Annotated in this window: 22 protein-coding genes; 5 read left to right on the top strand and 17 right to left on the bottom strand. The window is 31.8% G+C overall.

The features are described from left to right. Positions 1-21: 21 nt before the first annotated feature. Positions 22-729 (bottom strand): ABC transporter ATP-binding protein, encoded by a 708-nt coding sequence (locus ACI5KZ_RS05020; protein WP_109309241.1) that lies wholly within the window; start codon positions 727-729, stop codon positions 22-24. Positions 730-741: 12 nt separating this feature from the next. Then, on the bottom strand, positions 742-2,223 hold the full coding sequence (locus ACI5KZ_RS05015; protein ID WP_406847096.1) for a DUF5687 family protein: 1,482 nt from the start codon (positions 2,221-2,223) through the stop codon (positions 742-744). Positions 2,224-2,326: 103 nt separating this feature from the next. On the opposite strand from ACI5KZ_RS05015, the gene ACI5KZ_RS05010 reads away from it, so the two are divergent. Continuing rightward, positions 2,327-3,382, top strand: coding sequence for a 2Fe-2S iron-sulfur cluster-binding protein (locus ACI5KZ_RS05010; RefSeq protein WP_406847095.1), 1,056 nt, complete (start codon positions 2,327-2,329; stop codon positions 3,380-3,382). 79 nt (positions 3,383-3,461) lie between these two features. Here the strand turns inward: ACI5KZ_RS05010 and ACI5KZ_RS05005 are convergent, their stop codons facing one another. The 4 genes from ACI5KZ_RS05005 to ACI5KZ_RS04990 all read right to left on the bottom strand — a co-directional run bounded on the left by ACI5KZ_RS05005 (position 3,462) and on the right by ACI5KZ_RS04990 (position 9,410). Beyond that, positions 3,462-5,018, bottom strand: a complete 1,557-nt coding sequence (locus ACI5KZ_RS05005; protein ID WP_406847094.1) for a LuxR C-terminal-related transcriptional regulator — start codon at positions 5,016-5,018, stop codon at positions 3,462-3,464. Between the two features lie 246 nt (positions 5,019-5,264). Further along, positions 5,265-7,433, bottom strand: a complete 2,169-nt coding sequence (locus ACI5KZ_RS05000; RefSeq protein WP_406847093.1) for a tail fiber domain-containing protein — start codon at positions 7,431-7,433, stop codon at positions 5,265-5,267. Between the two features lie 251 nt (positions 7,434-7,684). After that, a complete protein-coding gene (locus ACI5KZ_RS04995) occupies positions 7,685-8,704 on the bottom strand; it encodes a glycosyltransferase family 9 protein (protein ID WP_406847092.1) in 1,020 nt (339 codons plus the stop codon). A gap of 97 nt (positions 8,705-8,801) precedes the next feature. After that, positions 8,802-9,410, bottom strand: a complete 609-nt coding sequence (locus tag ACI5KZ_RS04990) for a DUF4254 domain-containing protein (protein WP_109309237.1) — start codon at positions 9,408-9,410, stop codon at positions 8,802-8,804. Positions 9,411-9,570: 160 nt separating this feature from the next. On the opposite strand from ACI5KZ_RS04990, the gene upp reads away from it, so the two are divergent. Next, entirely contained in the window at positions 9,571-10,230 is a 660-nt protein-coding gene (gene upp / locus ACI5KZ_RS04985) for a uracil phosphoribosyltransferase (protein ID WP_109309236.1), read from the top strand. Here the strand turns inward: upp and ACI5KZ_RS04980 are convergent. After that, positions 10,219-11,145, bottom strand: coding sequence for a DUF6427 family protein (locus ACI5KZ_RS04980; RefSeq protein ID WP_406847091.1), 927 nt, complete (start codon positions 11,143-11,145; stop codon positions 10,219-10,221). The genes upp and ACI5KZ_RS04980 overlap by 12 nt on opposite strands. A 158-nt stretch (positions 11,146-11,303) precedes the next feature. On the opposite strand from ACI5KZ_RS04980, the gene ACI5KZ_RS04975 reads away from it, so the two are divergent. Next, complete coding sequence (locus ACI5KZ_RS04975; RefSeq protein WP_109309234.1) at positions 11,304-11,531, top strand: DUF6341 family protein; 228 nt, start codon at positions 11,304-11,306, stop codon at positions 11,529-11,531. On the opposite strand, the gene purD is transcribed toward ACI5KZ_RS04975, so the two are convergent. Next, positions 11,526-12,797, bottom strand: coding sequence for a phosphoribosylamine--glycine ligase (gene purD / locus ACI5KZ_RS04970; RefSeq protein ID WP_406847090.1), 1,272 nt, complete (start codon positions 12,795-12,797; stop codon positions 11,526-11,528). The genes ACI5KZ_RS04975 and purD overlap by 6 nt on opposite strands. A gap of 89 nt (positions 12,798-12,886) precedes the next feature. On the opposite strand from purD, the gene ACI5KZ_RS04965 reads away from it, so the two are divergent. Beyond that, positions 12,887-14,248 (top strand): hypothetical protein, encoded by a 1,362-nt coding sequence (locus ACI5KZ_RS04965; protein WP_406847089.1) that lies wholly within the window; start codon positions 12,887-12,889, stop codon positions 14,246-14,248. Continuing rightward, positions 14,245-15,402 (top strand): glycosyltransferase family 4 protein, encoded by a 1,158-nt coding sequence (locus ACI5KZ_RS04960; RefSeq protein ID WP_109309231.1) that lies wholly within the window; start codon positions 14,245-14,247, stop codon positions 15,400-15,402. Before ACI5KZ_RS04965 ends, ACI5KZ_RS04960 begins: the two co-directional genes overlap by 4 nt. A 1-nt stretch (position 15,403) precedes the next feature. On the opposite strand, the gene ACI5KZ_RS04955 is transcribed toward ACI5KZ_RS04960, so the two are convergent. From ACI5KZ_RS04955 to ACI5KZ_RS04915, 9 genes are all read right to left on the bottom strand, one after another. Continuing rightward, complete coding sequence (locus ACI5KZ_RS04955) at positions 15,404-16,762, bottom strand: undecaprenyl-phosphate glucose phosphotransferase (protein WP_109309230.1); 1,359 nt, start codon at positions 16,760-16,762, stop codon at positions 15,404-15,406. Beyond that, entirely contained in the window at positions 16,762-17,754 is a 993-nt protein-coding gene (locus ACI5KZ_RS04950; RefSeq protein WP_109309229.1) for a UDP-glucuronic acid decarboxylase family protein, read from the bottom strand. The genes ACI5KZ_RS04955 and ACI5KZ_RS04950 overlap by 1 nt, the downstream gene beginning before the upstream one ends. Positions 17,755-17,778: 24 nt before the next feature. Continuing rightward, positions 17,779-19,179 (bottom strand): UDP-glucose 6-dehydrogenase, encoded by a 1,401-nt coding sequence (locus ACI5KZ_RS04945; RefSeq protein ID WP_109309228.1) that lies wholly within the window; start codon positions 19,177-19,179, stop codon positions 17,779-17,781. A gap of 108 nt (positions 19,180-19,287) precedes the next feature. Next, a complete protein-coding gene (locus ACI5KZ_RS04940; protein WP_406847088.1) occupies positions 19,288-20,028 on the bottom strand; it encodes a WecB/TagA/CpsF family glycosyltransferase in 741 nt (246 codons plus the stop codon). 39 nt (positions 20,029-20,067) lie between these two features. Then, positions 20,068-21,057, bottom strand: a complete 990-nt coding sequence (locus ACI5KZ_RS04935) for a hypothetical protein (protein WP_406847087.1) — start codon at positions 21,055-21,057, stop codon at positions 20,068-20,070. A gap of 3 nt (positions 21,058-21,060) precedes the next feature. Further along, on the bottom strand, positions 21,061-21,972 hold the full coding sequence (locus tag ACI5KZ_RS04930; protein ID WP_406847086.1) for an AAC(3) family N-acetyltransferase: 912 nt from the start codon (positions 21,970-21,972) through the stop codon (positions 21,061-21,063). A 9-nt stretch (positions 21,973-21,981) separates the two neighbouring features. Continuing rightward, positions 21,982-22,980 (bottom strand): 3-oxoacyl-ACP synthase III family protein, encoded by a 999-nt coding sequence (locus ACI5KZ_RS04925; protein ID WP_406847085.1) that lies wholly within the window; start codon positions 22,978-22,980, stop codon positions 21,982-21,984. Next, positions 22,980-23,255: a hypothetical protein gene (locus ACI5KZ_RS04920; RefSeq protein WP_406847084.1), complete on the bottom strand. Its 276-nt coding sequence runs from the start codon at positions 23,253-23,255 to the stop codon at positions 22,980-22,982. Before ACI5KZ_RS04920 ends, ACI5KZ_RS04925 begins: the two co-directional genes overlap by 1 nt. A 588-nt stretch (positions 23,256-23,843) precedes the next feature. Then, positions 23,844-24,614 (bottom strand): O-antigen ligase family protein, encoded by a 771-nt coding sequence (locus ACI5KZ_RS04915; RefSeq protein WP_406847083.1) that lies wholly within the window; start codon positions 24,612-24,614, stop codon positions 23,844-23,846. Between the last annotated feature and the right edge of the window lie 58 nt (positions 24,615-24,672).

Below are 24,672 nucleotides of genomic sequence, written 5' to 3'. Positions count from 1 at the left end.
ACTTGAGTATTTTGAAAACCCTTAAGCCATTTCTGTTCCTGAAAAATGGGCTTCTAACTCTTTTAGTGTCGCTTCACTTGTCTTTAAATCTTTAATAATTTTTCCTTTTTCTAATACAACAATACGTTCGCAAACATCTGTAACGTGCATTAAATCGTGACTAGACACAAGAACGGTAACCCCTTGTTTTTCTGCAAGGTTTTTAATAATCTCTTTTAAACGAATTTGAGTTGTTGGATCTAGATTTGCAAAAGGTTCGTCTAAGATAATCACTTCTGGATGTCCTATTAATGCAGCAACAATGCCTGCTTTTTTCTGATTTCCTTTACTTAAATCTCTTAAATACTTTTTCTGATTCAATATTTCACCATGGAAAAAATCTTCAAATTGAGATAGTAAATCATCAACATCTGCTTTGTTTTGTCCACGAAGTTCGCCAATAAAATAAAAGTATTCTTCGGGTGTTAGATAACCAATTAAAAAACTTTCGTCAATAAATGAAGCCGTAAAGGGTTTCCAGTCTTCACTGTCTTTTACTAAAATATTATTGCTCCTAATGTCTCCTTTTGTAGGTCTAATTAAATCCAATAATAAGCTAAAATAAGTCGTTTTTCCTGCGCCATTATTTCCTACTAGTCCAAAACTTTGGCCTTTTGGTATCTCTAAACTTTCTATATCTAAAACGGTTTTACTTCCGTAAGTTTTTATAAGGTTTGATGTCTGTATCATAGTACTTTTTTATTAATTGTCTTGACTAAAAGCCTGAATCATTTTATATTTTGAATCTAAATATTTTTCTGTAATAGCATTCATTAGTTTTTGATGAAAAACAATACCTATTACTCCAAGAATGGTTAGAACCAAACAACCTATTTCGAAACTAAAAAAGTAATAGCATACTCCAAAAATTGCTAAAGGCAACAACATTAAAGGTATTCCAATAAGCCACTGCACAGCTCCTGTACCTTGATAATTAAATGCTGCACGTTGATTTAAATCAATCTTTTTCCTGTTAAAAGAACCACCTAATAACATGACATGTGTATTAATACCAATGTTATAAACAGCAGCTGCAAAATGTGCTAATAAAATTTTCCACCCAAAATACACATAAGGTATACTTAAAATAAATAAGATAATTACACTAACTGCCATTAAAGTATATTTCGATTTTAAATACTGCTTGTATTTTATGTTTTGACTCATCAACATTTTATAATACCCACTATCCCAAGCTGGAATAAACTGTCCAAAGTTAATTAAGAAAATACCTGTTACAAATATGCCAACAAAAGCAAACATCCAAGGTTTATCTTGATAGGCTGGATTTGGATAGAAAAACAATCCGTAAAGCAAACCAATAACTAAAATAAAAACTGAAGAACGAGGACGCTTATTTCTCCATATTAATTTTAAATCCAATTGCATAAAAGGTGCAGCATCGCCAAATTTTCTGGTCCACTCTAAACTAGAAGCTTTTACTTCTTGAACTTTAGACTTTAATGAACTGTCTAAATACAATTTATTCTTTAGTATCTTATAATTTACAACATACAAGGTTATTAATATCAAAATTGGAATCACGACTAATAAAGGTGTTTCATAAATTGAAGACACAGCATTAGAGGTTAAAATGGAAAAAGAAATTATATTGAAATAATTAATAGCAAACAAACCTCCAGCAAACACAATAATTGGCAAATAAGACAAGTCGGTTTCAGAAGAAATACTTTCTATAATAAAATTTAAATAGTTAATTATTAATGTGATAATGAAAATAGTAACCATCCAAAAAACAACTGAAACTAAAGGATAACCATTAATTATTAACGTCACTCCAAAAGGAATAATTGCAAAAAGAGGTAAGATATTAAAAAATGAAAAACTTGATTTTCTTAGAACATAGTGTACCACTTTTGGTCTTTTAATGGGTAATGTTAGCAATGGTTTTACGCTCATAACAGGCAGTTTTTGAAAGAAAAAACGCATGATAACATCTGCTAAAAACCAATAAAACAAATAACTATTTACAATAACTAATGGGTCTTGATCTGGAATAGCGTCTTTTAAAATTGGGTATAAAGCAATCCCTAATGCTAGGAAAGTAACTACAAAATATAAAGCAACTAAAACCAGTAAAACATTAATTGCCATGCTTTTTTGCCAATAAGCAGACCTAAAATATTGTTTCCATTCTAAGTTTATAAAGTGTTTTAATTTCATAAGTTTATAGTTGGTTTTTACTATTAGTAATATTAATATACATTTTGTTACAATCAAAACTTAATTACTAACTGTATTTCTTATTTTTGTGAAAAATTTTAATATGTCACATTTTCATAAACTTATTATAAAAGACATTTCAAGAGAAACAGATAAATCTGTTGTTTTAAGTTTCGATGTCCCAGAAAATTTAAAATCGACTTATGCTTTTAAAGCTGGTCAATATATTACTTTAAAAACTATCATTAACAACCACGAAGTACGTAGAGATTATTCGTTGTGTTCTTCTCCAAAAAGTGGCTATTTAAAAGTAGCTGTTAAAGAAGTTACAGATGGTACTTTTTCGGCTTATGCTAATAACACCTTGAAAGTAGGAGATGTTTTAGAAGTGGCTCCACCTAAAGGACGCTTTGTTTTTGAACCTAACGATTCTAAAACAAAAAACATTGCGCTTTTTGCTGCAGGATCTGGCATTACACCAATTTTAAGCATTATAAAATGTGCTTTAGAAGAGGAAGTATACAGTAAGGTGATTTTGGTTTATGGGAACAAATCGACTAAAAACACCATGTTTTTACAGGAACTTTTAGACTTGCAGCATCAATATAAGGACCGTTTTTCTATCCAGTTTGTATTTAGTCAGACAGACGAAGAAGATGCTATTTTTGGACGCATTGAAAAAAGCACGGTTAATTATGTCATGAAAAACACACATAAGAACGTTATAGTAGACGCCTTCTATTTATGTGGTCCAGAAGCTATGATTCACACAGTAAAAGATGTCTTAACCGAGCATAGTATTCCAAAAGAAAATGTGTTTTATGAGCTTTTTAAAGCAGCAAAACCTGCAGATGTTAACGAAGATGAGATTGCTAGTGGAAAAACTAAAATTACGGTTATTGTTGATGATGAAGAAACCACCTTTGAAATGTCACAAAAACAATCCATTCTTGAAGCGGCTTTAGATGAAGATTTAGATGCACCATATTCTTGTCAAGGTGGTATTTGCAGTAGTTGTTTGGCGAGAGTGACTGAAGGTGAAGTAACCATGAGACAAAACAACATTTTAACTGATGGTGAAGTGGCCGAAGGATTGATTTTAACTTGTCAGGCACATCCCACAACTCCTACTGTTAAGGTAGATTATGATGATATTTAGAAAAAAGACACTAGACTATAGTACGTTTCATTTTTAAAAACAAGACTGTTTTTTTTTAGTAATGACATAATAATAACACCTATTTCAACATAAACTGAAAGGCTTCCTTCCTATTATTTACGCCTAATTTACTATAGGCATTACGAAGATGAAATTTTACAGTACTTACCGAAATATACAAACCTTTTGAAATGGCTGAATTAGTTTTTCCGGCAATACAAAGTTTTAAGGCTTCAAATTCTCGTTCTGTTAGTGGTGTGTTTAGTTTTTTATTGAGATTTTCCATATCCATTTTAACTGCTAATTCAGCAGGACTGCTGTGCAATTCCATAAAGCGTTTTTGTAAGGCTTCTACCTGTAAGGTTTGTGCTTCACGTTCGGCTTTTTCCTTTTTGTAACGAGCTGTAAAAAACACAACCAGGATTATAATAATGCTAACAGCTCCTGTGGCTAATGCTATTTGGGCATTTCTGGCTTCAGCTAAGGTTGCGTCTTTCAACTGACTTTCAAATGTGAGCTTTTGGATTTCTTTTTCTTTTTTTGTGGTTTCGTATTTGGTTTCTATATCGGCTACACGTGCTTTAACCTCAACACTATTTAAGGAATCGGTTAAGGAAATATAGGCATTTCTATAGTCTAAAGCCTGTTTGGACTGGTTGTTCTGCAAGGCAATTTTATACAACAAATCATAGGCGCCCTTTTCACTATCGGCAAAGCCTTTTTCTTTTGAAAACATTAAAGCGTCTTGAGCATAACGTACAGCTGCACTTAATTTCGACTGCTTTAGGCTTACTTGTCCCATAGAAAGTAACGTTAATGCATATTCTTCTTGCTCTCCAACAGATGTTGCTAAATGATGTGCTGTTTCGTAATGGCTAAAAGCTTGATTTAATTCATCTTTCTTTTCGAAAATATTACCCAAACTACTTTCGGCATAGACCAACATGGTGGTGTTGTTTAAATCTTTAAAAAATGTTCGCGCTTCACTTAAATGATAAATACCATCATCCAATTGATCTAAATCGTTATACACCATGGCTAAACGTAAGTGGTTTAAAGCCATGTCTGTAGTGTCTTTTAAAGTTTCAGACAATACCAGGCATTTTTTAGTGGTTTCAAGCGCTTTATCCATTTGACCTAACTGATAATACACACCTCCCAGGTTGCCATAGGTTTTGCTTAACACATCGTTGAGTCTGTTATCATTTTTGCCTTCTGCCAATTTCATGACCTCTTGGTAAGCAGCCAAAGAAGCTTCATATTCGGCTTTTCCCATATACACTAAACCTCTGGTATTATAAACCATAGCTAATAAAAAGTCTGATGATGTGCTGTGGGCAAAAGTTTCAGCTTTATCTAAATACCAAAAGGATGAATCGGCTTGATTTAATTGACCATAAGCAATCCCTAAATTCATGTAATAATGCCCTTGAAGCGAATCGGTTGTTTTGGGTACCACCTTTTGTAATGCGAGAAGATTTTTAATCCCATCGTTAGGATTTTCTGTAATCATAAACTCGTCTAGAGCTTCCACTACAAGTTCTTGGCTGTTTTGAGAAAACATTATTGCCGAAAAACCAAATAGCAGAATACATACTACATTTTTTAATAAATGGTTAGATGGCAAACGAGTCATTTGGTCGGGTTTTAGATAACACGATGTTATTCAACCCAATAAATATAATAAATATTCGTCATTGCGAAGCAACTTGTTGCTGAAGTAATCTTTTAATATTGAACTCGTATTTAATAGATTGCCACGACCTGAAGGTTTCGCAATGGCTAAAAAACAAAACCTGTCTTTTAACCTTTGTTCGCCGAAAGGCTACATAAAGATAAGACAGGCTGGTAATCTTAAGTTGATTCGCTATTAACCTAAAGATTACTTCGTTTGTAATTTATTTTCAAAGACGTACTTATTTTCGGTTTTAGTTTCCAAAGCTTCCACACGTTCTAACAGACTTTGTATTGCTGTTGATTGTCCAGAAATGGTTTTGTTTTGGCTGTCTATAATCTCTTGTTGCTCTTGTATGGCATTGATTAATACTGGAATCAACTCGGTATAGTTTACACTTAAGGTGTTGTTTTCATCATTGGCTGTGTGTACCAGTTCTGATATAATGGGTTGTACTTCTTGGGCAATTAAACCTAACGATTTGTGAGTTTGCTCGCCACGGTTTTTCCAGTAGTATTGTTTGGGTGCCAATTGCAAGACTTCGTTTAAACCATAGGGCAAGGTTTCTATATTGCGTTTTAACCTACGGTCGCTACTGTGCACCACAGCACCACCAACATGTACAGAACCACCATCGTTTTGTAAGTATAAAGGTGCTGCCACACCATTGTTGCGAACCATGATTTCGTTAGTATCCATCACGAGATTCATACCAGAGGTCTCACCCAACAGTACAAAACCACCAGCATGGTTAAGACCAGCATCACTACCACCAGTAACCTGTAACTTGGTTTGTGGTGTGTTGGTGGTAATGCCCATATTACCATTTTTAAGTACGGTTAGCGCATTTGATGGAGTTGAAATAGTACCATTACCAATCTCAAACAAAGGGTCTGTATCTACTCTAGACGTTGGATTACCGCCTCCAATATTATGACTTCCTATAGCTGTTGATAAATAAGCTTCTGCTATTGTACCTGATCCCATTGCTGTGGAAACGCTTCCTAAAGCTGTTGTGTAATCTCCCGTTGCTATTGAATTATATCCTAAAGCTTCTGAACCGTACCCCATTGTTGTGGAATAATTTCCTAATGCTGTTGTTAAATTTCCCATGGCTGTGGAATAATCTCCTAATGCTCTTGTAATGTTTCCCATGGCTGTGGAATGATCTCCAGAGGCTTCTGTACTAGTTCCCATGGCTGTAGAACCGAATCCAGTTGCAGTTGTTGCATTTCCTATTGCTGTTGACCTGTTTCCTGATGCTCTAACACTAATACCCATTCCTAATGCGAAATCACCTGTAGCGTTAACAGCATATCCAACTGCAAAAGCACCAATACCTGAAGCTCCAGCAACATTGTTAAACACACTTCTGCTCAAATCTACTGCACCAAAACCAATATTATCATAATTATCTGGATCTCTCCCTATCAAGCGATAACCTATGCCATTACCTTCATCAATAGCTTCCAACCCTGTGGCAACTACTGCTGTGTTTTCTAAATATTCTTTGGTAATCAAAGCTTTTGGGTCGGTAATTTCTGCTATATCAAAGCTTGGTGCTGTAACGGTTCCGTTTTTTAAAATGGTTAAGGCGTTAGATGGTGTACCTCCTATACCATTACCGACTTCTAAAAGTGGGTCGGTTTGTACCCAAGCTGTTGGGTTACCACCACCAACATTGCGTTGTCCCAATGCCAATGAGGCGTAAGCATCGGCTGTGGTAATGTAGCCAAAAGCTGTGGCATAATCGGCAGATGCTGTATTACCATAATTGTTAGCCATGGCATAACGTCCAGAAGCAATAGCATTGCGTCCAGAGGCAAAAGCATAATCTCCTGTAGCACCAGAGTTGTCTGTGGTGTTGCTTTGGCTTACATCTACAGCATCAAGACCTATGTTACCAAAATAACTCGGGTTTCTGCCTACCAATCGGTAACCTTTACCATTGCCTTCGTCCAAGGTTTCCAGTCCGTTTACATTGGCTGCTGTGGTTGCGGTTTCTGCTTGTTTGGCATAAGGCACAGCCATAAACTGTGTGGTGCCCATATCGGTTAAACCACCTCCTGTGTTTATCTGTACGTTTAGGTAATGGTCGTCTGCTGCCCAATCTATAGCGTTAAAGCTACCTGAAATGGGTGTGCCTTCGCCAATGTTTACCATAACAATACCATTGGCATCGGTTGTTGGTGCGTGACTTTCTTGATAGACGTTGGTTTGTCCTGCACCTTGTAAGATGGTGAATTGGATGGTAATTAAATCGTTGGCAACCACGTTGCCAGAACCGTCTTTAATAAGGGCTTTGTAATTAATACCTTGTTGTGCGAACGTGATTCCTGACATAAGGAACACGAGCGTGAAAATTAATTTTCTCATTGTCATTCATTTTTAGGTTAATAGCGTTTTAAAAATTCTATGCTGAAACTACCTAAAATGAACTTGTTAGCACCTAACCTTATGGGTTAGGATTTTAAAAATAATTTGCAATGTGCTAGTTTTTAGTAATTTAATAAAATGAATGAAAACTAAGAATTATGTTGATGTATTTATGAGATTGCTTCGTTTTGACTTCGACACTTCGACTACACTCAGTGCAGGCGAGCTCAGTCTGACAGCTCATAATGACGTTATAGAATAGACTCTATTTTATTTATGATTGTTTGTGGAGCAATACTTCTAGAAGCATCCTCATAACCTTCCGGGTATTTATTCCCATAAATAGAAGTAGGAATTAAAGGAAATTGTTCTCTATCTGAAAGCAGAGCAAAATCATCTGGTTGGTTAAAAGGTGCAAAACCAGCATAAGGATGCGTCACTCCCCAAATGGTAATTACTTTTACACCTAACATAGCTGCCATATGTGCATTTCCTGAATCCATAGAGAGCATAACATCTAAATTAGAAATCACATCTAATTCTTCATCAAGGGTTAATTTTCCTGCTAGATTAATAACATGTTTGTATTTATTTTGAAAACTATTAAGGATTTCAACTTCTTTACTTCCACCACCAAAAAGTAAAATTTTATGATTATTTGAAAGCGACTCGATTACTTGTTCCATTAAATCTAAAGGATACATCTTACTTTCGTGAGCAGCAAAAGGAGCTATGCCAATCCATTTATTAATGTCTGTTCCAACTATATCCTGCAATTTGGAATTCAACACGACACGATTTGGAAATTTAGGGTTTGCCAAATCTAACGGAAATCCTAATTTTCTAAAAACATCGGCATAACGTTGGTGAGTTGTTTTTAGTTGTTGGAATGCTTTTCCAGAAATTAACCCTTTTTTTTCAGCTCTGCCTTTATCTATTTGCACAAACGGTTTTCCTAAGAAAAAGCATTTTAGAATATTTGTACGCAACACATTGTGAAGATCTGCGATGGCATCAATCTGTAATACTTTTAATTCTTTAGAAAGTTTATAAAGGCCGAAAATGCCTTTGTGTGTTCCTTTTAAATCGGCAGGAAAAACAGATACATTATCAAAATTTCTAAAAAAAGGTATGAAAAACTCTCTGGTTAAAACCGTTAGTTTTACATCTGGATATTGGATAGTGAATGCCTTTAAAACAGGAACTGTCATGGCAACGTCTCCCATGGCTGAGAGACGAATGACTAGAATGTGTTTTGGTTTTTTTGACATAGAATTGTTATGTCATGTTGAGCACGGTCGAAACATCTATTAAAGATTAGCTTCGCTGAATCTTCGATTTCTTCACTTTGTTCAGAATGACAAGCTATTATTTCTGACTTCTTAAAACTGGGTTCAACTCGTCGTCGTTGTACATTTTCATTTGCTTATACACTTTCATGTATTTATCGCCTTTTTCTATATCACTTAATAGTGTATCGATAGCAGTCGATAAGTCTACACGTTGTTCCAATAACACGTCAAGTTTCGTTTTACAAGCTGCTAAATGAGCGTCAGAAGCATCTGTTCTAGTTGCTTCTTCATTCATATGGTACACTTTTAATGCTAAAATAGACAATCTATCAATTCCCCAAGCTGGACTTTCAGTGTTAATTGTAGCGCCAGTTTTTGGTGTTACATGCTTATATTTTTCAAGAAAATAACTATCAATATATTCCACCATATCTGTTCTGTCTTGGTTGGAAGCATCAATTTGACGTTTCAGTTTTAAAGCAGCAACTGGATCTATTTGCGGATCGCGAATAATGTCTTCATAATGCCATTGAACCGTATCAATCCAAGATTTTCTGTAAAGTAAATGCTCAAGCAAATGAGATTCTTTGTTATATGGGTTTTCAAAAGGTTGATCGACCGTATTTATAACATGATATTTCTCTATAACGTCTTGGAAAATTTTATTGGCTTTGTCTGTAAACATGATTTTTTTTATTAAAACACAAATCTACATATTTTTTAGCTAAAAGGTTTTTAAAGCCTAAAGAAAGTAGATTCACGTTTACTTTTCTATTAAAATAAAATTACAAACGTAAATATAAGCCTAATTAATTAACTTTACCACTTATAAAAACAGCTCAAACATGCACATTCATAACTTTTCAAATCAAAATACCATCTTAAACACATTCATTTCTGAAATGCGAGATGTGAACATTCAAAAAGACAGCATGCGCTTTCGAAGAAACATTGAACGTATAGGTGAAATTTTAGGTTATGAATTAAGTAAAACATTAAGTTATAAACCTACAACTATTAAAACACCTCTAGGTGTTTGTGAGATTGAAAAGCTAGATAACGACATCGTTCTTTGTTCCATTTTAAGAGCAGGAGTTCCTTTGCACGATGGCTTATTGAATTATTTTGATAAAGCAGAAAATGCCTTTATTTCGGCCTATAGACATCATAAAGAAAAACCAGAAAATTTTGAAATTATTGTCGAATATTTGGCTTGTCCTAGTTTAGAAAACAAGACCTTAATTTTAGCAGACCCGATGCTAGCTACGGGACAATCTATGGTAGCTACTTTTGAAGCTTTAAAACCTTTTGGAAAACCAAAAAATATTCATTTAGTAAGTGTGATTGCAGCTCAAGATGGAATTGATTTTATAAAAAACCATTTTGAAAAAGACACGCATTTATGGGTTGCCACTGTGGATGAAAAACTAAATGAAAAAGGGTATATTATTCCTGGTTTAGGCGATGCTGGAGATTTGGCTTTTGGAGAAAAACTACAACATTAAATTAATAACTGGCACAAGAATTAGTATCCATATTAATATTTCTTTAAACCAATTTTCTGAAATAATTTCTATATAATTTGCCATAATAATTGATAATGGTGCAAATAAGAAAATAAATTCTGCTCCAGATTTTTCAGGAGAAATAACAATGATGGTAATAGCAATCAATGCCGCTAGAAGTACCAGTAAATATGAAGGTTTATAGCTTTTGGATTTAGATTTAATATTATTCACATAGAAAAAAACAGCCCAAACAAAATAAGATAAAATAACCGTTGAAGAAACCACAATCTGAATAGTGTTTAACATGCTAAAATCGAAACTGATAGCTGTATTGATGTTAGAATAATATTCTAAAACATCTGTGTTGGTTAGCAGTAAAAAACAAACACTAATTATAGCTACAGTTAAAATTCCTATAAAAGGAATGATCCAATTTTTTATATCTGTAACTGTATATAATAAAAGAGCTGCAAAAATTAGTATATAGAAAAGTGATGCCCAAAAACTCAATAAAGTTGCTAAACTAATCCAAAAAGCAGCATCAAACACTTTTTTATTAACTTGTCTCATGGTGCGAATGCTAATAATACGCCTTAATGCAAATAAAATAAAGAGGTTTGCTAATAAAAGTTTTGAGTTTAGAAAGGTTTGTGGCATCATGACCATAAACAAACTGAAAAATAAAATTTTATAGCTATTGCTTTTTGTTAGGTCGTTTTTACCAGATAGAAAATCGAAAACAAAAATGGAGAAAATGCATACACCAAATAATAAAATTTGTTTTAATATTTCAAGAACATCATAATTTAGTGTTGTTTTAAAAACTTTTGTAAGAATAAATGCAATCATTAACAAAGTGCTTACAACAACAAAATGTATGGGTTTGGCTTTGCTAAAAAAACTGGATATCATTTAAAAAGTTATTTGATTTATAATGATTGTGTTTCAAAATAAAGTAAATTACTAATATTCTTCATTATTTATTAAATTTTAAAATGAAAAAAATGTAATTTTGTAAATATATTGATAATACCTTATTCGCTCTTATTGAGCTTTAAAATTTATATATAATGAAAGACTTTTTTTACGCCATCCAAGATTTATTTGTAAACGTATTATTTGCTCCTTATGATGCATTAGCTAAACTAGAACTAGAAAGTTGGTTTGCTGCTAATACTGTTTCCTGGATCTTTATACTTATTGGTTTTGTTGCTTTTTTATATTGGATGAAACAATTAAAAGGATATAATGATGCAAATGATGATGATAAAAGCATCAGCTCGCATTCTTACCTATAAATCGAAACCAATATCTTTTCGATAATTCATCTTATCAAAATGTAGTTTTTCTATGTTTTGATAAGATTTTTTTATGGCCTCTTCATACGTATCTCCATAAGATGTTATCGCCATAACTCGTCCTCCAGAAGTCACAACCTTTCCATCTTTATTAATGGCTCCAGCATGAAAAGGAATAGAGTCTGTTATGTGTTCTAAACCTGTAATTTCTTTTCCTTTCTCATAAGCTTCAGGATATCCACCAGATACCAACATAACTGTTGTAGCAGTACGTTCATCAATGACAATTTCTACCTTATCTAATGTTTGATTAGCTATAGCTTGAAAAATCTCTACCAAATCGGTTTTAAGTCTAGGTAAAACTACTTCGGTTTCAGGATCTCCCATTCTTACGTTGTATTCAATAACTTTTGGATCGTTTCCTACTTTAATCAATCCAATAAACACAAAGCCTTTGTAAGGTAAATTATCTTTTTTTAAGCCTTCAATAGTTGGCTTTACTATACGTTCTTCAATTTTATTTAAAAAGTCGTTCGTAGCAAAAGGTACTGGAGAAACAGCTCCCATACCACCAGTGTTTAAACCTGTGTCTCCTTCGCCAATACGTTTGTAATCTTTGGCAGTAGGTAAGATTTTGTAATTTTTTCCATCGGTTAAAACAAAACAACTTAGTTCTATACCATCTAAAAACTCTTCGATAACTACTTTAGTACTCGCTTCACCAAATTTAGCATCAATCAACATGCTTTTTAATTCGGTTTTAGCTTCGTTTAAATCGTTTAAAATCAAAACACCCTTACCTGCTGCAAGCCCATCTGCTTTTAAAACATAAGGTGGGTTTAATGTTTCTAAAAAAGCATAACCTGCTTCAACATTAGAAGCGTTAAAGCTTTTATAAGCTGCTGTTGGAATATTATGACGATACATAAACTCTTTGGCAAATTCTTTACTTCCTTCTAATTCGGCTGCTGCTTTTTGAGGTCCAATTACAGATACATGTTTAATGGCATTGTCGTTTAAAAAGAAATCGTGAACTCCTTGAACCAAAGGATCTTCTGGACCAACCACAACCATAGTTATTTCATTTTCTAATACAGCCTTCTTAATAGCTTGAAAATCGGTAACCTTAAGATCTAAATTAATTGCTATTTGAGAGGTTCCTGAATTTCCAGGTGCCACAAAAAGTGACTTGCATAAAGGGCTTTGTGACAATTTCCAAGCAAATGTATGTTCTCTTCCACCAGAGCCAAGAATTAAAATGTTCATGTTGTAAGTTGTTTGCGCAAAAATAAAACTAATGCTTCGAATACACGAATTATTTTTGTTTACTTTACATAAAATATATTTTAAATTTTGTGTTTTCTATAAACACTATCTGTTTAGTAATTACTTACATGGCTTTCTATCGTTTCTTTTTAAACAAAATTATTCTTCCAGTTGGTGATGCATTGGTTGGTGGAAATTATTTAAAATATATAAAACACTGGAAAACATTTGATAAAGCATCTGAAGCAGCGCTGAAAACTCTTGAAAAAGAGAAGCTTCAGATTTTAATAAACTATGCCACGACCCATGTACCTTACTATAGAAATTTAAAGATTTCTGAAATTTCTGAATTTCCAATTTTAACAAAATCTATTTTAAGAGAAAGGGTTAGTGACTTATTATCAGAGGAATATGATGTTTCAAAACTAGACAAACATCATAGTAGTGGCAGTACAGGTGTGCAGTCGTTTACATATATGACGCATGATCATAAATTTTTTCTACGAGCCTTACAAACGCATTGGTGGACCTGGAGTGGTTATCAAATTGGTGACCCTTTGTTGCAGTTTGGAATTTCACAAAACCGTTCTTTTGTTAAACGTTTAAAAGATATTTTTTATAGATGCACTTATGTGAAAGCTTTTGGTTTATCGGAATTAGAATTAAAAGAAACTCTTCAAAAAATAGCTATAAAAAAAGCTATTTATATTGCTGGATACCCTTCTGTAATTAATGAATTAGCTAAAGCCAGTACGACAAACAATATATCTCCTGATGTAAAAGGTGTTATTTGTTTTGGCGATAAACTGTTTAACCATTATAAAGAAAATATCCATCTTGCGTTTGGCAAGAACATCCGTATAATTGATACCTATGGGTGTGCCGAAGGATTACTTATGGCTTGTAAATACGATTTAGATTATTATTACATCATGTCTCCCCATGTGTATTTAGAAATTGTAGACGATTATGGAAGCCCTGTACCCGATGGACAAATGGGTCACGTTTTAGTTACTTGTTTAACCAATTATGCCATGCCAATAATTCGTTATAAGCTTGGTGACTTAGCCATAAAATTACCCAAAGAACAATACCCAAATACACGTCTTTTAAACTATCCTCTATTACAGAAAGTAGTAGGAAGAGAGACAGATATTGTAAAAACCACAAAGGGCATTACGCTTAATGTCCATAGTTTTACTGGTGTTTTGGAATATTATCAAAACATAAAACAATATAAAATTATTCAGAATAACTTAGAGAGCATTGAAATAGAATACCTTTTAGAACCCAATTTAACATTAAATGATAGTGTATTATTGGAAATAAAGTCCAAGCTAAATACATTAACAAATAATTGCTTAGACATCACTTTTAAACTCGTTAAAGAAATAAAACCTACGAAGTCTGGAAAACCACAAATTATTGAATCTAATTTGAAATTAAAATGAAAGATGTTTTAATCATTACAAGTTATTTTCCACCAGAAACTGGAGCTGCTTCAAATAGAATGTTTCATTTAGCTAATGGGTTACAAAAACGGCATTATAACGTTTCAGTAATTACACCTTTACCTAATTATCCTACTGGTAAAATTTTTCAAGAATATAAAGGTAAATTTAAACTTACACGCATTGAAAACAATATAACAATCCATAGATTATGGGTTTATGCAAGCAACTCTAACAATAAGTTTTTACGTTTATTTGCCATGCTTTCGTATAGTTTTAGTTTGATTTGGTTTTTTATTTGGAATAAAATCCCTAAAACAGTTATTGTACAATCCCCTCCATTATTAGTTGCATTTACTTGTATGTTTTTTTTAAGATCTAAAAAGCGAAAACTTATTTTGAATGTTAGTGATTTATGGCCTATTGCTGGATTAGAATTAGGGGCATTTAAAAAGAACTTTAGCTATCAATTACTGGAAAAAATTGAACGTTTCAACTATAAAAAAGCTCAATTGGTTTTAGGTCAAAGTGAAGAAATATTAACGCATATCAAGTCGATTATTCCTAAAAAAGAAACCTTTTTATATAGAAATTACCCAGATTTTGTAGTTCCTAAAGTAGAAATCAGTCATCCTACAGAAGAGCCAATAAAACTAGTTTATGCTGGTTTGCTTGGAGTGGCTCAAGGTATATTTAAACTCTGTGAATCTTTAGATTATTCTAATTTGGAATTTCATATTTACGGAGCAGGAGCAGAGCAGAGTAAAATAGAAACATTTATAGCAAATCATCCAGAATTACCAATAACGTTTCATGGAGAAATTTCAAGAATTGAATTACACAAAGCTCTTTTAAAATACGATTTAACCATCATTCCGCTACTTAATAGAATTTATGGGTCTGTTCCTTCAAAAATATTTGAATATGCCAGATTAGGCTTGCCAATATTATATTTTGGAGGTGGTGAGGGAGAACATATTGTTGAGAAGCATCAATTAGGATGGATTGCAAATGCTGGAGATTACCAATCGTTAAATCGAGCTCTAACTACAATTAAAAAAACTGATTTGAATATAGAATTAAAAGAAAAAATTAAGAAAACGGCCTTTAAAAAATTTGATTTTAACAATCAATTAAACACATTAAAACTCTAATTTAATATGCCTTTTCTTCGCCTTTAACGGCATTTAAAAAGGTTTTAAAGATAATTTTAAAGTCTAATAAAAGGGACCAGCTTTCGATATAGAAAATATCGTATTTTACACGGCCAATAATATCTTTATCTGTTTCAACTTCACCTCTAAATCCACTAATTTGAGCTAAACCGGTAATACCAGGTTTCACAAAATGGCGCACCATAAATTTATCAATTTTTTTAGCATACATATTGGTATGACTTACCATATGAGGTCTTGGGCCAACTACAGACATGTCTCCAAATAGTACATTAAAAAACTGTGGTAATTCGTCAATACTTGTCTTTCTAATAAATTTACCAATTTTAGTAATTCTTAGATCTCCACGTGTCGCTTGATACAAATGCGCTTCTTTATTTGGCATCATAGATCTAAATTTATAACAATCGAATTCTTTGTAGTTAAAGCCATTTCTTGATTGTTTAAAAAACACAGGACCTTTAGATTCTAATTTTATCAATATGGCTATCAATGGAGTGAGCCAGGATAACAAAAAAATAATAACTAAAGATGAAAATAAAATATCGAATGATCTTTTTATAAACTGATTAACAGAATCTTCTAAGGGTATATTTCTTAATGATAATACAGGGATGTAGTCGTAATATTCATATTTAAGCTTCTTAGAATGAATGTCTTTATTGTCAGGTAAGAACTTAAGGATTTTTAAATTGTTATCTGCAAAGTCAATTATTTTATAAACCTGAGAATTTGAAAGCTCAGAAATAGAACAATATATTTCATCAATTGATTCTTTAGCAATAAAATTAAAACATGCTTCTAAACTAAAACCTTCTTTGTCTTTAGTGTTAAATGTTTTTTTATGGATATAACCATATTCTGGGTTGTTTTGAAAGAAACTCTCTAAAGCTGTTGTTTGTTTGTTTTTACCTATTATAGCAGTTATTCTATAATTTCCCCCAAAAGTTGTTCGGTATTTTTGAAGTAAATAATAAAGTGTGAATTTAGATAAACCTATTAAAAATAATGAAGCGACTGTGTATTTTAAAATAACTAAAGGTTGAATATCTAATTCATGATTTAAACCAGAAAAAGCAAACATGAGCAACGTAAATAAACCTAATTGCTTTAGAATTAAAGCAGCAATGTTTATTTCTCTTGAATATCTATAAACTTCATAAAATTTTGAGTAAATAGATAAAACGATCCATGCAGATGAAATTAGAATTATAAATTTTATTGGATCTACTGTTGTAAAAAAATACAATATAGCTAGTCCATTTATAATACTTAAATCAATTAAGTAAGAAATGTGCTTTAAATAACCTGAATATCGTCCTTGTTTAAATGTAGTCACTATTTTTTTATATGCTTTGTAAAGTCTTTGTGTTCGCTTTTATATAATTCGTCTTCGGTAAGATTTTTAAAATAGTTAAACGTTTTAAGCATACCTTCTTCTCTTTCCACTTTAGGTTCCCAGCCTAAAAGTTTTTTAGCCAATGATATATCTGGTTGCCTCTGTAATGGGTCGTCTTTTGGAAGGTCTTTATAAGTTACTTTTTGATCTGTTCCAGTAAGTTTAATAATTTCTTCAGCAAAATCTTTAATTGTAATTTCATGGGGATTCCCAATATTTACAGGATTCGAATAATTACTAAATAAAAGTTTATAAATTCCATCTACTTGATCTGTTACATAACAAAAAGATCTTGTTTGTAATCCGTCACCAAAGATTGTTAAATCTTCGCCTCTTAAGGCTTGCCCCATAAAAGCAGGAATTACACGACCATCATTCAGTCTCATTCGTGGTCCATAGGTATTAAAAATACGCACAATTCTTGTTTCTAACCCATGAAATCTATGGTATGCCATGGTAATGGATTCTTGAAATCTTTTAGCCTCGTCATAAACTCCTCTAGGACCAATAGTGTTTACATTACCGTAATAATCTTCACTTTGAGGATGTACTAAAGGATCTCCATATACTTCTGAAGTTGAAGCGATTAAAATTCTAGCTTTTTTAGCTTTAGCAAGACCTAATAAGTTATGAGTGCCTAAAGAACCAACTTTAAGTGTTTGAATAGGTATTTTTAAATAATCTATTGGACTTGCTGGAGAAGCAAAATGTAATATATAATCTAATCTCCCATCAATTTTAATAAACTCAGTAACATCGTGCTCAATAAATTGAAAATTAGGGTTAACCAATAAATGCTGAATATTTTTTTGGTCTCCAGTAATAAAATTATCCATTCCAATAACTTGAAATCCTTCGTTTATAAATTTATCACATAAATGAGATCCTAGAAATCCTGCAGCTCCTGTTATTAATACCTTTTCCTTTTCCAATTTAAATTCTTTACAAGTTACTATTTATTCTACGCCACTTCCAATTTTATAATATACAAAACCTATATTTTCTAATGTTTCTTGATCTAATATACCTCTTCCATCAAAAACAAAAGCAGGCTTTTTCATGTTTTTATAAATTCTTTCCCAATCGTAGGTTGTAAATTCATCCCATTCTGTTAAAACAGCAATAGCATGAGACTGATTACAAGCCTGGTATGGGTCTTTAGACACCTTAAGTAGGCGTTTATTCTCTTCTTCTGTTCTTGTATTTAAATAATCTAAATCTGCATAAATTCTTTCAGCTACTACTTTTGGGTCGTAAACTGAGATTTCAGCTTGTTCACTTAGTAAATTATCGGCTACATTTATAGCTGCTGATTCACGAGTATCATTCGTATCTTTTTTAAATGCCCAACCTAAGAATGTTATTTTTTTTCCAGAAACCGTATTGTACAAGGTATTAACAATGTTATCAGAAAACCTTTGCTTTTGATGGTTATTCATAATAATTACTTGCTCCCAGTAATCAGCAACCTTATCTAAACCATAGCTTTTTGCTATATAAACCAGGTTGAGGATGTCTTTTTGAAAACAAGACCCTCCAAAACCTACTGAAGCTTTTAAAAATTTAGGTCCAATTCTACTATCCATTCCAATGGCCTTAGCCACTTCATCAACATCAGCACCTGTTTTTTCGCAAAGTTCAGACATGGCATTAATAGACGAAACACGTTGTGCTAAAAAGGCATTTGCCGTTAGTTTAGACAATTCAGAGGACCATACATTGGTTGTTAAAATTTGTGCTCTAGGCACCCAGTTTTCATAAACCTCAACTAAGGCGTTCACAGCTATTGCACCTTCAGGAGTTGTATCACCACCAATTAATACACGATCTGGATTTAATAGATCTGGAACTGCTGTTCCTTCGGCTAAAAACTCGGGATTAGATAATATTTGAAACTGTACATGGTTTCCGGTATTATCCAAAATACTTTTAATTGCTGAAGCAGTTCGCACAGGTAACGTTGATTTTTCAACGACAATTTTATCAGTTTTTGAAACACGTGCTATCTGGCGGGCACATAATTCAATATACTTTAAATCTGCAGCCATACCTTTACCTTTCCCATATGTTTTAGTTGGGGTGTTTACCGATATGAATATCATTTCTGCTTCGTCAATAGCTTTATCGACATCAGTTGAAAAAAAGAGGTTTCTATCTCTAGCTCCTTTTACAATGTCATCTAATCCTGGTTCAAAAACTGGTAATTTGCTTAAGTCTTTATCGTTCCAGGCTGCTATTCTTGCTTCATTGATGTCTACAACTGTAACTTTTATATGTGGACATTTTTGAGCTATGACAGCCATGGTGGGTCCACCAACATAACCTGCACCGATACAACAGATATTTTTAATTTTCATTTAAATTGCTTTATGCAACAAAAATAGGAAAGTAAGTTGAAAAAATAGACTCTTAAATTATTATTCTAAAAGAATACGTTTTTAAGTTCATACAAAACAAGGAAATACTTATTGTTTTGTAAAGCGTTCTTTAATAACTAATAAAATAAATTTTGTGTTCCCAACCAAGTAACGTTTCCACATACGCTTAGGTTCTTGTACAAACCTATAAAACCATTCTAAGCCACAGTTTTGCATCCAGATTGGTGCACGTTTTACTTTACCAGAAACAACATCAAAACTACCACCAACACCCATAACAAAGTTAACACCCTTAAGTAAGGTTTTGTTTTCGTATAAAAAGTTTTCTTTTGTTGGAGAACTTATGGCGACAAATAAGATATTTGCACCACTATTAGAAATTTGTTTTGCAATCTCTTGTTCTTCATCTTTTTTAAAATATCCGTTTCTATAACCAGCAATAATATTTGAAGAGTATTGGTCTGTATAAACATTGACAACCGTTTTAACAACTTCTTCTTTTGCTCCTAAAAAGAATATTTTATAATTATTTTTAGCAGCTAACTCTACAAGGTTAACCATTAAATCTATTCCTGCCACACGCTCTTTTAAGGGTTTACCTAATATTTTTGAAGCCCATACTACTGCTTGTCCATCGGCATTAATAAGGTTGCTTTCGTTAACACTTTTGCGCAATTGCAAATCGTCCTGCATGGCAACAATCTTTCCAGCATTAACCACCACATGGTGCAATTGCTTTTTTGATTCTATTACACGTTCAATATCTTGCAAAGTTTCCTGCATGCTTAGATTATGAATCGTTGTATTAAGTATTTTAATTTTGTTCATTCTGTTTAAGAAAACTCTTTAGAATAATTACATTAAAAATTATAAACTAACCTTACTAAATATCAAAACTGAATCGTTTTTTTTCAATTTATCACTTATAAATTTATCAAACTTATTTAGAGAATAATCAGTAAATGCTTTTGGGTGCCCAATTATTACAAAATTTAATTTGCCTTTTTTCAAATAAGTATTATACGCTTTGTTAAGTAAAGACACCTTATATCCATCCATTGAAACAACAGAAAAAGAAGATTTAGTTAACAATCTTTTTATTTGATTATTTGAAGTTGGTGATGCAAAACCATTTCCATATGTCTGATGTTTTTTTAAACCACTTTTCTTAATAAATACAAACTTCCAGAAAAACAAAGGTGAAACTTTTGTGCTCGCAATAGGGATTTCTAAAAACATCCCTTTTTTATCTTCTATACATGGGTTATCTGAAAATCTCCAAAGATCCAAATCCTTAGCTGTTTCAAAATCATACCATTGCGCTTTTGTTGAATTTTTTCCTTTAAAAAAAACAGTGCTATCTATTTTTAAACCACATGCTAAAAAAGCTTTTTTAAGCTTTTCAAAAGGTTGTATGCACCATCCACCCGCTCTGTAACTATTTATTTTTTTACCAGTTATTTCTTCTAAAACCGACTTATATCTAAAAAAAATATCTGTGATTTGGTTTTCTGAAAATGCATCCAATCGATATCTTGAAAGGTCAAAATTCCAACCATCTTCACTATAAGTTGTATCCTCCCAATGTGGATGGACATGTAGTTGGATATCATGTCCCATATCTGAAAGTTCCTTTATTTGATTAATAACTAAACGGTAATCTTTCTCCAATTTTGGGTATTTGTGTTTAAATTCTTTTAGTTTGATTAAATACCCTGAGTCAACAAAAAAAACACATTTGAAATTGTGTTTATTAGCAATTTCAATTAGCTTGTTAGTAGGCTCTATTATACATTTTTCAGGAGTTCCTGAATCACCAAAGAAAAGCTCATAATCTAGAGTAACATAAATATTCATTCTTTATTTTTTATAGATACTTTTTCCTTCTTTAGCTATTTCTATCAACGTATTGGTAACAGCACTTGCATTTGCTAAAAACATAGGAACCCCTTTATAATTCCACTGGCTCAAATTGGATTCGTTCATATATTTCTTTAAAATTGTTAAGTCTCTGCTGTTGGATAATGAGTCTGTATAACATTTCAAATTATATAAGGTAGATTCATCTTTACTAATTAAAGTAACAGGAATAATATTATATTTCCTTTCAATAGGAAAGGGGAAATTTTCTTTTAATAAGTCTTCAGCTACATGAACATGTGTTAGATTTCTATAATAATAAACACCTAGACCTAATATTTTAGTATTATAGGAGTCCATAATTCCAAAAGGAGTATTTCTACCAAAGGGAGTATCACTTTTATGGTGGTTAGCTGTAAGTTCTTCTGCTTTGGTGCCATAAGCAGCTATACTGTGTGTTGGATGAATACTTCTTAAAACGCCTCTTTTTCTTCTAAATAACTCATTTAAAAGCCCAACTGTTGTGGGTGTTTTATCAACATTGAATATATTCTTTTTTGAATAGTACTTCTCTATACCAGAGTTTTTTTTACCAAGTGTGAAAACCGGCATAACTAGTGTGATTCCTTTCAATTCTGAGTACTTTATCAAAGCATCCAACAGCTCTTTAATATTGCCTTTATACATTGGCATTAAATTGTTAATTGAGCTATGAATCATTAAAAAATCAAAAGGATCTTTTCCAAGTTTTCTCTCTATTTCTAAAGTTAAATCATTAGTAGTGAAGCTTCCATTAAAAAAAACAATAACTTTTGGATATTTATTTTTGAAATTAATAATCTTGTGCTTAATCTTATTTTTTAAATCACTAGAAAAAAGGTTAATAAAAAAAACTGTTAATCTATCTTTCATATTAAACTTTTAAAGCTCAATAATTACAGAAGCCCAAGAGTAACCTACACCAAAACCACACAACATAATCTTATCTCCTTTTTTTACAAGACCTTTAACCATACATCTTTTTAAAGCAATTGGAATGGTTGACGAAACTGTGTTTCCTAAATCATCAATATTATTATAATACTTGTCTTTACTTATTTTTAGCTTTTTAGTCAAAAAGCTTATCATATATTCGTTAGCTTGGTGAAAAATAAAAAAATCAATATCAGATTGTCCAAGCTTATTTTTTATTAAAGTTTGATCTACTACTCCAGGGATTTGCTTACTTACAAAATAGAATATTTCAGAACCATTCATGTATAAATCATTCGCTGTTCTTTCATCATTTCTATTTCCAATTATAACTTCTGCATTATGATCATAGCGACATTTCATACCTCCATTTGGGACTATTAAATTCTCATAACCATCTCCATTTGTCCCTAAAACAAAGTCTCCTATCATTTGACTTTCACTCTTTTCTACAACAATAGCAGAAGCTCCATCTCCAAAAATCATTCTATTACCTAAGTCTTTTGGATTTAAGTGTTTTGAATATGTTTCAGCCATTACGAGTAATACATTATTAGCTATACCAGCAGAAATAAATCCTTTAGCAATAGTTAAACTGTATACAAAACCGGAACATCCCTGATTAATATCAAAGGCTCCAACTTTTTCAGACAACCCTAATCTATTTTGCAACAAGCAAGCAGAGGTTGGTAAGTGATAGTCAGGACTTTGCGTACATAAAACAATGAAATCTATTTTGTTTTTATCATAAGTTTCAAATAATTTCTTACATGCCGCTTCCCCCAAATCCAATGCTGTTTGTGTCTCATGTACAATATGTCTTGAGAACACGCCAATCTTTTTTGCCATTTTGGCTACATCTCTATCTGGAAATTCCTGTTGTAAATCTTCATTAGAAAGTACTTTATCGGGCAGAAAATATTCTATTTGTTTTATTGATGCTGACATTATAATGAATTAATATATTCAACAAGCGTTTCTACATCTTTAAAATTATTTAAGAAATTAGCTTCTTCCTCATTTAAAATTTTAACTTCATTTCCGAAAATTTCAGCATACTTCTCTTCCATATCAACAGAAAGAACAACTAAATCCATACTGTCTACAGCTTCTTGTATTTTTGTTTTTTTACTGGGATTTTCAAAATTACTTATCTTTTCTTCTTTACCAAAGTTAATTAAACACTCTAATACAATCTCTTCAATTTTTTTTATTTTATCCATTTTCTTCTTTTTAATAAATTTAACGGAAACTTCTCGTACTATTGTATAAGATTCTTCATTAAATGTTTTTCTACACAAAAATAAGAAAGTAAGTTGAAAAACTGTACATTAAAGCTGTTATTATAAAAAGAATGCCCTTATTACTTAAACAAAGTTTCTATGGTAATAAGGATAATAAACTTATTATTACCAATCAAAAAACGCTCTCTCATTAGCTTAGTATATTTAAAAAATCTACTTTAAGCTATAATTTTGTATCTATCTTAGCGCATGTGACTTTACCAGAAACAATATCAAAACCATCACCTATCCTCTAAACAATATTAGTCGCATTTATTATAGCTCTTTTTTTGGATTAAGAATTTTCATTTTTTGACAAACCTAAAGCAACAAATTGATTATTAAAACAAATTCAATAATATCAATTTCATTAACATTTTGTAATCACTTAAAAATCGGTTTACATAGTCACAATTTGTTAACAAGTATAATATGTGATTTTGTATATTATCTACAGCTTATTTAATCTTGGAAAAGGCTTATTTTGAAGTTAAGGTTTTTTCATAAACTGTATCAGAACATAAAGGGTTAGGAATGAGAGACTTCTTGATCTTGAATAATCGAATTCATCATTAAGGTTACAAAAAACACATAAAAGGTTATGCCTTTATGCAAATCTAAAATTGATTCTGTTAAACTAACTCCACATATAATAAATACAAACGTTGTTAAAAGCATGTTTTTTTTACGTATGGATACATACATTGGTAAAAAATAAACAGACAACAAACAGATACTACCACCAATTAATCCATTTCTAACCCAGCTTTCTAAAAACTGATTATGAGGGTTATATCTGTATTTATAGCCCATTACAAAGTTCATTTTTTTATATTCTTTTACAAGTTCGTCCTTAACATCACCTGTACCTGTACCAAACCAAAAATTATTTTTTATGACTTCTATAGAAGCTTCAATTTTACCAAATCGAGACGATATATTTTGGTAGTTATTTCTATCAAACCCTATTTGTTCTATTTCTAAAAATTGATTAAATTTTTGCTTAATGGAAGGAATGGATACTAAAAGAGTAATGCCAATTAAAGTTACTAAAAGAAGTGCAATGACCCTTTTTGTATTAGATTTAATTATAAGTAGTATGGATGCACCGATGGATAATATAGAAAGAATAAATATTATTCTTGCTGAAGTTAGTATGGCACAAAAAATAAAAAACATTGCTAAGAATAAATAGATCTTTTTACTTTTTTTAATAAAGAAGTCGAAACAAATCCAATAAGCTAATAGATTGTACATGCCTAGATAAGTTGAATGATAAACATCCAAAGTAACAATCATATAAAACTTAGTGCCAAAATTAAAATAGTAAAAAAACAAATAGATTAAATATAGATTT

The organism is Xanthomarina sp. GH4-25 (assembly GCF_045363175.1).
In the GTDB taxonomy this organism is placed as follows: domain Bacteria; phylum Bacteroidota; class Bacteroidia; order Flavobacteriales; family Flavobacteriaceae; genus Xanthomarina.
This window is presented reverse-complemented; position numbering and strand designations above follow the sequence as displayed.